The sequence below is a fragment of the Rhodophyticola sp. SM2404 genome (assembly GCF_053570515.1).
Map to the genome: position 1 here is coordinate 249,735 of NZ_JBSEDL010000001.1, position 12,563 is coordinate 262,297.

At 56.7% G+C, this 12,563-nt stretch carries 9 protein-coding genes and 1 pseudogene; 9 read left to right on the forward strand and 1 reads right to left on the reverse strand.

Annotated elements, in window-relative coordinates; translation table 11 throughout:
- Positions 1 to 67: 67 nt before the first annotated feature.
- Positions 68 to 2,578 carry a GDSL-type esterase/lipase family protein gene (locus ACTYEO_RS01255; RefSeq protein WP_449322210.1) on the forward strand — a complete coding sequence of 837 codons (2,511 nt, stop codon included), beginning with the start codon at positions 68 to 70 and terminating at the stop codon, positions 2,576 to 2,578.
- A gap of 25 nt (positions 2,579 to 2,603) precedes the next feature.
- Here ACTYEO_RS01255 and ACTYEO_RS01260 read toward each other — a convergent pair whose 3' ends face one another.
- Positions 2,604 to 4,298 (reverse strand): helix-turn-helix transcriptional regulator, encoded by a 1,695-nt coding sequence (locus tag ACTYEO_RS01260; RefSeq protein ID WP_449321894.1) that lies wholly within the window; start codon positions 4,296 to 4,298, stop codon positions 2,604 to 2,606.
- Positions 4,299 to 4,831: 533 nt separating this feature from the next.
- Here ACTYEO_RS01260 and ACTYEO_RS01265 point away from each other — a divergent pair.
- From ACTYEO_RS01265 to ACTYEO_RS01300, 8 genes and pseudogenes are all read left to right on the forward strand, one after another.
- Positions 4,832 to 5,878 (forward strand): TRAP transporter substrate-binding protein, encoded by a 1,047-nt coding sequence (locus ACTYEO_RS01265; RefSeq protein WP_449321895.1) that lies wholly within the window; start codon positions 4,832 to 4,834, stop codon positions 5,876 to 5,878.
- Between the two features lie 107 nt (positions 5,879 to 5,985).
- Positions 5,986 to 6,573 carry a TRAP transporter small permease gene (locus ACTYEO_RS01270; protein ID WP_449321896.1) on the forward strand — a complete coding sequence of 196 codons (588 nt, stop codon included), beginning with the start codon at positions 5,986 to 5,988 and terminating at the stop codon, positions 6,571 to 6,573.
- The gene (locus tag ACTYEO_RS01275; protein ID WP_449321897.1) at positions 6,570 to 8,066 is read left to right on the forward strand and encodes a TRAP transporter large permease; all 1,497 of its coding nucleotides are present in this window, start codon (positions 6,570 to 6,572) and stop codon (positions 8,064 to 8,066) included. Before ACTYEO_RS01270 ends, ACTYEO_RS01275 begins: the two co-directional genes overlap by 4 nt.
- Before the next feature lie 44 nt (positions 8,067 to 8,110).
- A complete protein-coding gene (locus ACTYEO_RS01280; RefSeq protein ID WP_449321898.1) occupies positions 8,111 to 8,878 on the forward strand; it encodes a crotonase/enoyl-CoA hydratase family protein in 768 nt (255 codons plus the stop codon).
- A gap of 63 nt (positions 8,879 to 8,941) precedes the next feature.
- Positions 8,942 to 10,741: a feruloyl-CoA synthase gene (locus ACTYEO_RS01285; protein ID WP_449321899.1), complete on the forward strand. Its 1,800-nt coding sequence runs from the start codon at positions 8,942 to 8,944 to the stop codon at positions 10,739 to 10,741.
- Between the two features lie 10 nt (positions 10,742 to 10,751).
- Positions 10,752 to 11,474, forward strand: a pseudogene (locus ACTYEO_RS01290) (thiolase family protein); the annotation flags it as partial.
- A gap of 45 nt (positions 11,475 to 11,519) precedes the next feature.
- Positions 11,520 to 11,942 carry a hypothetical protein gene (locus tag ACTYEO_RS01295; protein ID WP_449322211.1) on the forward strand — a complete coding sequence of 141 codons (423 nt, stop codon included), beginning with the start codon at positions 11,520 to 11,522 and terminating at the stop codon, positions 11,940 to 11,942.
- Between the two features lie 124 nt (positions 11,943 to 12,066).
- Positions 12,067 to 12,534, forward strand: coding sequence for a 4-hydroxylaminobenzoate lyase (locus tag ACTYEO_RS01300; protein WP_449321900.1), 468 nt, complete (start codon positions 12,067 to 12,069; stop codon positions 12,532 to 12,534).
- Positions 12,535 to 12,563 lie beyond the last annotated feature (29 nt).

Genomic DNA, 12,563 nt, shown 5'->3' on the forward strand with positions numbered 1-12,563 from the left:
GAAAACTCGCAATATCCCATTTCAAGTCAGCGCCGATAGCCAAGCGAGATTTGCGAGCTTGGCGACGATGCAAACCGCCGCGCAGGATGAGGTTGTTCTGCAGCAAAACGCCATTGCTGATCGGTTGTGTTTTCTGGTCTCGGGCAAGGCACAGCTTTTCAAGCAACGCCGCACGACCTCCACATTGCTGGGAACAGTCACGGGGCATTTGGTGCCTTTGGGCGTGTCGGGGTTGAATTCACCTGGGCGGTATCTATCCGAGATCAAACTCGCGGCGGGGAGTGAATATATCACCCTTGATCTTGATGCTCTGCGCGATCTTTTCATGATTGATCCACCCTTTGCGGCCCAATTCTACAGCCTTGTTCTGGCTCAAGCGACCAAGCTTCTATGGGCGACACGTGGCTTGCCCGAAGCCCCGCCTGCGGAACATCCCTCATGCGATGAAGGTGCGGGCCATGGCAGTGATTTCGATGTGGCGCGCCGTCTGGCTGATGCGCCGTTCTTCTCCCCCCTCAGCGTAGAAAGAATTGCGCAGCTCCTGAGTTATTCCGAGATGAAACTGTTCTCGGCAGGACAACGGATTGCTGTTGAGGGCGCGCCCTCGGATGGGGTCAAAATTCTGTTCTCGGGTCGGGTTGCCGCCGCTTATACCGATGCGCGCAAAGGCGGACCGAAGGAGCGGGTACGCACAGTGGTTCGCCCTGGTGTGGCGCTGTCTTGGCATAATGGTCATAGCGATATGGCCGCCCCCTATACCGTGACAGCGACGCGGGATACCACGATGCTGGTCCTGTCGCCCGAAAACATCCAGCGCTTGATCAGCGAGGCCCCGACACTGGCCGCGACGCTGTTCCAAAGCCAAATCTGGCAATTGGGCCGATACCAGCAGACCGCTGCTGGGTTGAGCTTTACCGCAACCGATGATGAGGCCGCTCATATCGAGGCGCTGTTGCAAGATAATTCCGCTCGCATTCCTGTGGAGTCGGTTTTGCATGGCGTGCCCCATGCCCTGCGTAACCGCTTCACAGTCGGTCATGCGCTGGACAGTGTTTATGATGCCATCGTGACGGGCAATGATGCCGAACGCTCGGTCGCGGGGCTGATGATGGATGTGCTGGATGGGGTTGAACGGGAGCACCGCTTTTTCAAAGGGCTCAATGCCGTTTATACCCGTGTTACAAGTGCGGCCCGCGCGACCAACCCCGTGACCTTGCGGGAACTCTCGAATGCCGATTTCTCGCGCGCTTTTGACCAAGTCGCCTATGCGATCAAAGGGATGGAGCATCTGCCCCAGACCGCCAGCAATATCTATTTCTACAACCATCTCGCGGCTTGCCCCGAGAATGAGTTGGCAAATGGTCATGCCTTCTCGGTGGATAGTCACTTTGTATCCTCCAAGATCCTTACGCCGAAATACGGGGATGGCGGGCAGCGGATCGTCCGTGCCAGCCGCAACACCGAATTCTGGCGCAACGGCTATTATGCGCGGCTGGACAATATCTTTGTCAGCAATGCCGAATCCGATTGGATTGATGAAACCCCAGAGGAAAAAGAGCGGCGCAAAGCGCAGCTTTTCATTGAGGCTCAGCGTACTTTTGATGCAGGCCGCCCGCTTGCAATCGCGCCCGAGGGTACATCGGAGACGCCAGATAACCTGACGCCGACATCACCTGGCCCTTTCAAGCCTGGGGCGTTTCTATTGGCCGCCCAATTAAAGCCCACGCCCTATCTGGTGCCCATTGCGCTGGCCAATTTCGACTACTCGGTTGCGCAAACCACCTATGCGGCGGTGATCAAACCCCCCTTCCTGATCAGCGATCATGTGAAGGATGTGAATGACCGCAACGAGATGGGAGATTTCCTCGCTTGGTATCGCGAGATTTTCCGCGGCTATGTGGCCGAGGCACGCGAACTGGCCGAAGAGGTCAATGCCCGCGCCGCGACACCGCCTGAAGGGGTGATCACCAATGTCGGGCTTGTCAGCCCCGTGGAGCAGGAATTCGAGGCGGATGTGCGCGAGCTGGAATTTCGCTTGGCACGGCGCAAACATCCCGGACGGGTGGCGCTTTATGGCAGCTCGACCTTCCGCCTTTGGAGCGATGCCGCGCGCGATCTTGGTCAATCCGATCTGGTCAATCTCGGGTTTGGCGGGGCGACCCTGACCGCCTGCCGCAGCTATTTCAAACGGCTGGTCTTGCCGCATGATCCCAGTGCCTTGGTGTTCTATGCAGGCGATAATGACATTGGCACGGGAGCGTCGGGCGAAGAAGTCGCCGCGGCCTTCGAGCTGTTCCGCGCCGAGGTGCAAGAGCATTTACCGCAAGCAAAATGCTATGTCGTCTCGATCAAACCGAGCCCCTTTCGGGCCCATCTCCAGCCGCAGATACAGCAGGCCAATGCCTTGATCAAAGCAGGGGTTGCCGATGATCCCAATTGGACTTTCATCGATTTCCATACACCCATGCTGGATGCCGATGGCGCCCCAAGCGGGATGTTCTATGGCGCAGACCCCTTGCATGTGAATGCAACGGGCTATGGCCTTTTGGCAAAGTTGATCAGGGACGCATTGGCCTAAGCGGTGTTGTGCAGCCTAGGGCAGATCATTCTGTCCCGAAAGCGATGTCCAAAATCCGCGAAAAATGCGAATAGCTGAGCTGCCCGCCCCCCTTGCTTTCGGTGACTAGGGTCAGGACGCTTGGGTGGTCATTTGCGAATTCAGCAACCCCTTCAAGGGGCACATTGGGGTCATCCGCCCCGTGATAGAGTGTCACCTGTGTGGTGACCCCAGCCAATTCGTCAGACCAGTTCTTGAACCCGTCAACGATCTCGAGAACGCCTGATGTCAGCCCTTGCTGGGTGATTTTTTGGACACCTGATTTGATCGAGTGGACGACATCTGCATCTGCAAGGACGATCTGATCAGACGGGGATTCCTGATACATCTTCTGCAAGAATGCACCGCCCTTGGAGCGCATCAAAAGCCTGTTGCCTGTGCCCAAGATGAGTTTCGCGATCGGAAAAGACAGGACCGAGACACTCATCAAAGCGGTGGTCCATTTAGAGGCCACCGTTTTGCCCGCGATGTAATTTCGAGGGATAAGCCCGTTTACCATCACGCCTTTGGTGAAACGATCGGGCAGGCGCGACAGGAGGTTGTAAAACGGTCGCGCAGCCGAGGCTCGGGCAATGATTGGGCAGCTGGTGATTTCCAGCGAGTTGAGGATCGCGGCCACGTCAGCTGCTGTGCAGTCAAAGAGGTCTGCATCTTGTGGCACGGGCGATGTATCCCCGAAGCCGGGGCGCATGACGCTGATCAGGAAGATATTGCGTTCATGCAGCAATGCCTCGATCTCGGCCGTGATCCCGTGCCCGAACAGGCTCGGGAGGCTGAGCAGGGGCCGCCCCATCTCATCGCCGCAAATCGCCAACTCCACAACACGGCCTTTCGGGCGGGGCAGGGACACAATGCGCGTCTTGGTTGGGCGGGCCGCTGCGGTCACCTGTTTGGTTCGATCCGCGAGTTGCAGCAGGCTGAATGCCAGACGGAAAAAAGCGGTTTGCGAGTCGCAGCCCGATTTATCCAGAACGCTTTGAAACTGGTTCCGGATGGTCGTGTAGGAGCGTTTGCGCAAACCCGCGATCTCGCGCAGGGACACACCGTCCAGAAAGGCCTTGGCAACATCTGCTTCACTATTTGTGAAGCCGAATTTCTGCGTCAGGATTTGCGTGGCAAGGGAGGAATCTGGCGGTCTGATCAGTAGGATCAGGAATAGGGGCTGGCTGGCTTCGGTATCTTCGATCCGCGAGATTGCTGCGGTCAGATAAGTATCGCTCGTCGTGATCCGCGCCTGCAGGATATGAAAAAGGGTATCGATTTCGGTTTCGAGCAAGGACCGCAGAAAAGGGCCATCGGTGTCACCCAGCAATTGGATATTGCATTCTTCCAATGTCTTTTCGCTGATCAGGCCGAAATCCGTGCGGGCTTGCTCATTGGCTTGTTGTATCTGACCCGCTTGTGTCACGGTGACAGCGGCGCAGTCATGTTTGGCAAGGATTTGGGTGTCGCCGCTGAGCGAATTGGGAGACGTATCCAGAAAATTCTGTACCGCTGCTGCCGCATATTCCTCAAAGTCAGAGAATAGGGGATCACCGCGCATTTGACCTGTTTCCAGTGTCTCGGTTTGAAGATGCAGGCTTTCTAGGAACGCGCTGTATCCGTCCAAGCTTTGCATCGCCGCACGGTGCTGCTGGTGCAGGTCGGGGTTTTGTTTCTTGGGGTCATCATCAGAGTTCATCTGGGCTACTGTTCAATATCGTTTCGGCAAAAGTGGTTTCGGCAAAAATTTCTGCGTGCAGGCAGCGTTTAGGCATTCATGGAATTAGTGAGAATCATACTCAGTGATTTGGCCCTGCGGTCAAGCCAAGGCATCACGTGCATGTGCAATCGCGCGGCTTTGAATTCATCTGCAAAGGCAGATTCCACCCTCCCTCTTCATAATATTGTTAAGTAGCAAAACAATTATACTATTGACCAATCTTGTTTCGCAGGTTCTATTTCTGTCAGGGAGTGCGATTGCTAAAGCCGCTTGCTGTAAGGTGTTTGTTCTGATCTCGTTACGTTTAGCTGATAGAACGCAACGAAAAAAGGTCGGATGGAAGGCACCAATAGCAGCATTCAAATCTGGGGTGATGTGATTGATACCCTGCATTGGCGGCTGAAGTTATTGTTGCAATAAAGTGCTACACATGCATAGCTTGTCGCAGCGAGAGAGACAATTTTGGCATGATAGTGCAAAAATTTGTTCGAGTAAGCTAGGGAGGAATACACATGATTAATCGTAGAAACTTGATGGGGTTCGCAAGTGCCCTTGGGATGGCTGCCATTGCCACCGGACTGTCGACGACAGCATCTATGGCGCAAGAAGTGACCTTGCGGTTGCACCAGTTTTTGCCTGCTCAGGCCAATGTTCCGCGTCAGGTTCTTGATGTTTGGGCCGACAATGTCGAGGCCGACTCGGATGGCCGTATCGTCGTTGAGCGCTACCCCGCAATGCAGCTTGGCGGCACGCCCCCTGAGTTGATGGATCAGGTTATGGACGGCGTGGCCGACGTGATCTGGACGGTTGTCGGCTATACGCCCGGTCGTTTCCCAACCACAGAAGTTTTCGAGCTGCCCTTCATGGTAGCCGATGCCCGCGCGGCCTCGTCTGCCTATTGGCAGATGTTCGAGACCCATATGCGCGACACTGAGTTTGACGGTGTGCACATTCTGGGCACTTGGGTTCACGGCCCCGGCAACTTCCACACCAATGTTCCAGTGGAAAGCCCCGCTGACCTCGAAGGTCTGAAAATTCGTGGTGGATCGCGTCTGGTGAACCAGCTTCTCGAATTGCTCGGTGCCGAGCCGATCGGCATGCCTGTGCCTGCCGTATCCGAGGCGCTGTCGCGTGGTGTGATCGATGGCACAACCATTCCTTGGGAAGTAACAGCGGCGCTGCGTGTTCCTGAATTGGTTGAGAACCACACCGAGTTCGAAGGTCCTGCGCTCTATAACCTGACCTTTGTTCTGGCGATGAACCAAGATGTCTATGATGGTATGCCTGCCGATCTTCAGGCTGTGATTGATCAGAACTCCGGTCTGGAATTCTCGATCTTCGCAGGCGGCACACAGGCGGATGCTGATGGCCCTGCCCGTGAAGCAGCGGTCGAGATGGGCAATAACATCATCACCGTCTCCGAGGAGCAGGCCGCCGAATGGCGCGAGATTGCTCAGCCGATCTACGAGACATGGATCGCCGATATGGATGCACGTGGCCTCGACGGTCAGGCATTGATCGACGAAGCCCGCGCCTTGATGGACGCCTATGACGGCTAAGCCGAAGGCTATGCCATAATATCAGGATCGCGGGGTACGGACCCGCTTACGCGCCCCGCGATCCATTTCATTTCATTGAAATACCAAAAAACCACGGGGTGCGTTTCATGCATCGTTTTGTCATGTCAGTTGCACGCTTTATGGCCCTTCTTGGCGGGGTGACCTTGGGTGCCATGATCCTGATTATCGGGGTCTCGATCCTTGGGCGCGCCTTGAATGATTTTCTTCATTCCGCTGTGGCCGAAGCCCTTTTGGGCGATGCGGCGCGCGGCTTGATCGATATGGGCATCGGCGCGATCCGTGGTGATTTTGAACTGGTCGAAGCGCTGATGGCGTTCACCATTTTTGCCTTTATGCCGCTGACGCAAATGACCGGCGGACATGCTGCCGTGGATGTCTTCACCTCATGGATGAAGGGGCGGGGCGACCGTATCCTCAAAGCCTTTATCGAGGTTCTGTTTGCGGTGGTTTTCGTGATCATCGCTTGGCAGTTGAAAGAGGGCATGGATAGCCGCATCAGCAGCGGGCAAACCACGCTGCTTTTGCAATTCCCTGTCTGGTGGCCTTATGCGGCAAGCCTGTTCGGGGCGATCATCACGGCGCTGGTTGCGATCTATCATGCGGGCGTGCGGGTTGTTGAACTGATTACGGGGCAAAGCATTGCCCAAGACGACGAACTGGGAGCCGAACATTGAGTAACCTTCAAATCGGCATGGCGTCCTTTCCGTTTCTGCTGCTTCTGATTTTCCTGCGCGTTCCAATCGGTCTGTCGATGTTCGTGACAGGGTTTCTGGGCCTTATCGCCATTCAGGGCGATGCTATTCTGGCCTTGGCCCGCCTCAAGAGCGAGGCCTATACCACCTTCTCGAATTACTCCTTGTCGATTGTGCCTATGTTCTTGTTGATGGGCTATTTCTCGACACTCGGGGGGATGTCGCAATCGCTGTTCAAGGCCGCTGAAGGCTTTTTGGGGCATCGTAAAGGCGGGGTTGCCATGGCGGCCATCGGGGCCTGTGCGGGCTTCGGCGCGATTTGTGGCTCATCGCTGGCAACAGCGGCCACAATGAGCCGCGTGGCTTTGCCCGAGCTGAAACGCTACGGATATGCAGGCGGGTTTTCCTCGGCCACCTTGGCTGCGGGCGGCACTCTTGGCATTTTGATCCCGCCTTCCGTGGTCTTGGTGATCTATGCGATCTTGGCGGAACAAAACATCGCCAAGCTTTTCCTCGCCGCGTTCATTCCAGGTATTCTGGCCGCACTTGGCTATATGCTGGCGATCTCGATCTATGTGCGCCTGCACCCCAATGCGGCAGGAACGCGCCCTGCAATTCCCTATAGCGAACGCTTCAAAGCCTTGTTCAATACTTGGCCCGTTCTGTCGGTATTCGTTGCAGTCGTGGGCGGTATCTATGGCGGTATTTTCACCCCGACTGAAGGCGCTGCAATCGGTGCAATCGGTACAGGGTTGATCGCCTATTTCAATGGCGGGCTGACCCGTCACACCTTGGCCGACAGCTTTACCGCCACCGCGCGTTCGACCGCGATGATCTTCCTGATCGTTCTGGGGGCTGCGTTTTTCAACGGGTTTCTGGCGCTGACACAAGTGCCGCAGGAATTGTCCAATTGGGTCGTGAGCCAAGGCTACACACCCTATACCGTGCTGATCGTGATCTTGCTGCTCTATCTCGTGTTTGGTTGCGTGATGGACAGCCTGTCGATGATCCTGCTGACCATTCCGATCTTCTTTCCCGTTATTATGACGCTGGATTTCGGCTTTCTTGATTTCACCTCCATGCAGCTGGAAGAAGCCGCGCGGATATTGGCATCAGGCGTGCCTGAGGGCATGGCGGCGGATATGTTGTCGAATATTCAGGCCTCGGTGGCCTCAGGCATTGAACTGACCCGTGAACAGGCCCGCGCCCTTGGTGTCTCCATTACCGAGAGCCGCGTTAATCGCCTTGAGGCGGAATATGTCGCCATCTGGTTTGGCATTTTGGTTCTGATCGTCGTTGAAACCGGCCTGATCACACCGCCTGTGGGTATGAACCTTTTTGTTATCAACGCCATGGATCGCTCAACCCCGATGGTCGAGACCTATAAGGCCGTGATGTATTTTGTGGTGACCGATCTGCTGCGCGTGTCGCTTCTGGTCGCCTTCCCCGTGATCACGCTGTTCCTGCTCTACTGAGTGGACCGCTGAATTAGACTGCCAAAGTGGCAAAAGGAGCCCTGATGTCCGAACCTCTCGTTCTGATAGATGTCGAAGATGATATCGCCGTGTTGACCTTCAACCGCCCCGATAAGCGCAATGCCGTCTCGGATGCGTTTATCGAAGAGTTGAACGTGTTTTTCTCGGCCCCGCCCAAGGGCGTGCGGGCGGTGGTGCTGACGGGCTCGGGCGGGCATTTTTGTGCAGGGCTTGATCTGTCCGAACATGTCCACCGCGAAGCCGAGGAGGGGATCTACCATTCCCGCCATTGGCATGCGGTGATCGATAAAATCCAGTTTGGCGGACTGCCTGTTGTCTCGGCCATGTATGGCGCTGTGATGGGTGGCGGGCTTGAGATTGCATCGGCAACCCATGTGCGTGTGGCCGAGCCCTCAACCCTGTTCCAACTGCCCGAAGGGCGGCGCGGCATCTTTGTGGGCGGCGGTGCCACCGCACGGGTCGGGCGTATTTTGGGGCCGGACCGCATGACCGAAATGATGCTGACGGGCCGTAAATATGGCGCTGAGGAGGGCATGGCCCTTGGGCTTGCCCATTACGTTGTCGGCGAGGGCGAGGCCCTGACCCGCGCCAAGGAGCTTGCCCGCCAGATCGCAGGCAATGCGCCTTTGTCGAATTACTTCATGATTCAGGCGATTTCGCGGATCAATGATATGTCCCAATCGGACGGGCTCTTTGTCGAGAGCCTCTGTGCCGCCTTGGCGCAGACAAGTCCTGATGCGGTGGAGGGCCTCAAGGCTTTCCTTGAAAAGCGCGCGCCGAAATTCCGCTAGGCGGCGAATTGGATTTGCAGGGGAGGCGGGTCTGACAGCCCCGCCGAGGGAGGAGAAACTGATATGAGCGGCAAATATCTGCCTCATAATGTCCAGCGCGAAATCTGCGAGGACGGATCGATCATACTGCGCTCAGGCTATGAGTTGAGCGAATATGTATCGAAATCGGGTGACTGGCTTGATGATTGGGCGGCCCGCAGGCCAGACGCCGTTTTCATCGCCGAACGATCAGGCCCTGCATGGCGCGAGGTCAGCTATGGCCAAGCCCGTGAGATGGTGCGCGCCTTGGCATCCAGCCTGCTTGCACGGGGTCTGGGTGGCGACACGCCGATCATGATCCTGTCGGGCAATGGCGTGGATCACGGCCTGTTATCTTTGGCTGCGCAATATGCGGGCATTCCGACCGTTCCATTGGCCGAGCAATATTCGCTGATCCCCGCGGCCAATGGCCAGATCACCTATTGCGCCGATCTGGTGAAGCCGAAACTGGTCTTTGCCGATGATGCTGCGAAATATGCAGGGGCCTTGGCTTTGGAAGTGTTCGAGGGCGTCGAGAAGGTTGCAAGCCGCAATGCGGGCGACGGCGTCACCTCTTTCGAAGACCTGCTCAAAGGCGATAGCGGCGTTGACCTTGATGCAGTGGCCGCAAAGGTCGGGCCTGATACGGTGGCGAAATACCTGATGACCTCGGGCTCCACCTCCAACCCCAAAGCAGTGATCACAACGCAGCGTATGATCTGCGCAAATCAAAGCCAGATTGCCGATGCTATGCCTTTCCTGAGGGCGCGCCCGCCGCGCATCGTGGATTGGTTGCCTTGGAACCATGTTTTCGGTGGCTCGCATAACTTCAATATGATGCTGGCCAATGGCGGCTCGCTTTATATCGATGCGGGCAAACCCGTGAAGGCGCTGGTGGGGCAGACCATCGAGAACAATCGCCTGATGAATGGCACTTTGGCGTTCAATGTGCCTGTTGGCTTTGCCATGCTGCGCGATGCCATGCGCGAGGATGCAGAGCTGCGCCAAAGCTATTTCTCGGATCTCGATATGATCTTTTACGCAGGTGCCTCGCTGCCGCAGGATGTCTGGGCTGATCTTGAGGCGATGTCGCGTGAAGTGCGCGGGGATGTCCCCTTGATGACCTCGTCATGGGGGATGACCGAAACCGCGCCTGCCTGTTTGATCGTGCATGAACCCACGACTGCCTCGGGCATTATCGGCGTGCCGATGACGGGCTGTGAGGTCAAGCTGATCCCTGATGAAGATATGCGCTGCGATCTGCGCGTGCGCGGCCCCAATATCACGCCAGGCTATTTCCAGAATGACGAAAGAACGGATGAGCTTTTTGACGAAGAAGGCTTCCTGATTTCTGGGGATGCGGTGAAATTCGTGGATGCCGAGGATATCAATCTCGGGCTGCGTTTCGACGGGCGTATCTCGGAAGATTTCAAGCTGATGACGGGCACTTGGGTGCGCGCTGCCAATCTGCGGCTTGAGCTTCTGGGCGAGCTTGCGCCGCTGTGCCAAGACATCGTGATTTGTGGGGCGGATAAATCCGAGATCGGTCTGTTCATCTTCCCCTCGCCCGAGGCGCTGGCGATGGCGGACGGGGCTGAGGATGCAAACGGTGCTTTGACCAGTGAGGCTTTGTCCAAAGCCGTGATCGCAAAGCTGGAGGGGCGCAAAAGCCAAGGCTCGGCCAGTCGGATTTCACGGGCGCTGGTGCTCAGCGAGCCGCCCTCGATGGGGGATGGCGAGATGACAGCCAAAGGCAATCTCAACTTCCGCAAAATCCTGACGCGGCGCGCAGGCTTATTGGCGCGGCTTTATGACGATGCTGATCAATCTGTGATCCATATCTGAGGGCAAGCTGATGTTCATACCCTATGGCGCTTATTGGTCGACACCTTTCGCCCGCTGGCAGGGCGCTTTGGCCCATCTTCATTCCATCGAATTCGCGGCCCATGTCACCAAGGAAGCCTTGGCTGAGCGCGATATCGCGCCCGAGGTTTTCGATATGGCAGTCTATGGCTGGACTGTCATCCAGCCCGATTGTTTTTATGCAGGCCCATGGTTCACCGCGATGATCGGGGCCGAACATCTGGCCTGTCCGACCGTCAACCAAGCCTGTGCGACAGGCCCGCGCCTTTTGGCAAATGCTGCGGGGGATTTCGCCCGCGGTGAGGGAAGCGTGGCCCTGCTGGCTGCGGGGGATCGCACCTCCAACGGGGCGCATATCTATTTCCCCGCGCCCACGGGGGTTGGCGGCACGGGCCAATCCGAGGATTGGGTGCTGCGCAGTTTCAGCAATGATCCCTATGCTTGCGGCGCGATGGTCGATACCGCCGAAAATGTCGCCGCGCGTTTCGGAATCGAGACCGCCGAACAGCATGAGGTCGTGGCCTATCGCCATGGCCAATATCAAGATGCGCTCAAGGATGATCGCGCCTTTCAAAAACGCTATATGCAGGCCGCTTTCGACGTGCCCGATGCGCGCTTTCGCAAAACCCTTGCCGTGCTGGAGGGTGACCAAGGGGTTCAGCCCCTCGATGTTGAGAAAATGGCAGGGCTGCGGCCCGTCAAACAGGGCGGCACGGTGACCTTTGCGGGCCAGACCCACCCCGCTGACGGCAATGCAGGTATGGTTGTGGTTAAAGATCGTGCCCGCGCGCAGGAAATAGCGGGCAGTTCTAAACCTGTGGTTGAGGTTCTTGCCTTGGCGCAAGCGCGTGAAGAAAAAGGCCATATGCCCGCCGCGCCGATCGAGGCCACCAAGCGGGTCTTGGCGCAGGCGGGTTTGGCGATCACGGATGTCGATGTGTTCAAATCCCATAACCCCTTTGCGGTAAATGATATTGCCTTCTCAAAGGCGTTTGATCTTGATTGGCGCAAGATGAACAATTTCGGCTCCTCTCTGATCTGGGGGCATCCGCAGGGGCCAACGGGGCTTCGCGGGATCATGGAGATGATCGAAGAGCTGGAAATGCGCGGTGGTGGTTTGGGCCTGTTCCAAGGCTGCGCGGCTGGCGATAGTGCGATGGCGGTGCTTATTCGGGTGGGGTGATCCACCTCATGCGGAATTTTATGCAAAAAAATGCATAAAGCTGTCAAAACACTTGCCTGATCGGGTGTGAGTTTGCATTATATAGCCAATATAATGCCGACTCAGCAAAGCCAGGGAGGGTTTCATGTCCGAAACGCAATTCGTCGAATTGGTTGGGAAAGTGGCCAATGCCATTTCCGGAGCACCCTTGGATGAGGCGCTAGAGGCGCGGTTGAACAGCGAATTCGCTGCCAACTCGAATTATTTTATCACCCTGTCCAAACTCTGTGCGCAAGGCGAGGCCGAGGGCTGGCTGATGTCGCGCGAAATGGGCGGGATCAAATTTGGCCGCGCGGTCAAACCCGGCACAGCGGCGGCGGAGTTCAGTGTTGATGTCGTGCGCATGAAAGACGTCTCAGGCCCCCATCACATCCATACCAATGGCGAGATTGGCGCGATTTTCCCCATCGAAGGCGCGCCGCGTTTCGATGGCAGGGCCGAGGGCTGGTATGTCTATGGCGCGGGCTCTGAGCATCATCCGACCGTCAGCGGAGGCGATGCCTATATCCTCTATCTTCTTCCAGAAGGAGCTATCGAGTTCACTGGAAAGTAATGCACTCAGCGCCTTTGGGAGGGGGACTG

Excerpts from the sequence above, each read along its gene's own strand:
- ACTYEO_RS01300 (WP_449321900.1), top strand. The coding sequence starts at position 12,067 with ATGTCCGAAACGCAATTCGTCGAATTGGTTGGGAAAGTGGCCAATGCC.
- ACTYEO_RS01260 (WP_449321894.1), bottom strand. The coding sequence starts at position 4,298 with ATGAACTCTGATGATGACCCCAAGAAACAAAACCCCGACCTGCACCAG.
- ACTYEO_RS01285 (WP_449321899.1), top strand. The coding sequence starts at position 8,942 with ATGAGCGGCAAATATCTGCCTCATAATGTCCAGCGCGAAATCTGCGAG.
- ACTYEO_RS01270 (WP_449321896.1), top strand. The coding sequence starts at position 5,986 with ATGCATCGTTTTGTCATGTCAGTTGCACGCTTTATGGCCCTTCTTGGC.
- ACTYEO_RS01255 (WP_449322210.1), top strand. The coding sequence starts at position 68 with ATGCAAACCGCCGCGCAGGATGAGGTTGTTCTGCAGCAAAACGCCATT.
- ACTYEO_RS01265 (WP_449321895.1), top strand. The coding sequence starts at position 4,832 with ATGATTAATCGTAGAAACTTGATGGGGTTCGCAAGTGCCCTTGGGATG.
- ACTYEO_RS01295 (WP_449322211.1), top strand. The coding sequence starts at position 11,520 with ATGGTTGTGGTTAAAGATCGTGCCCGCGCGCAGGAAATAGCGGGCAGT.
- ACTYEO_RS01280 (WP_449321898.1), top strand. The coding sequence starts at position 8,111 with ATGTCCGAACCTCTCGTTCTGATAGATGTCGAAGATGATATCGCCGTG.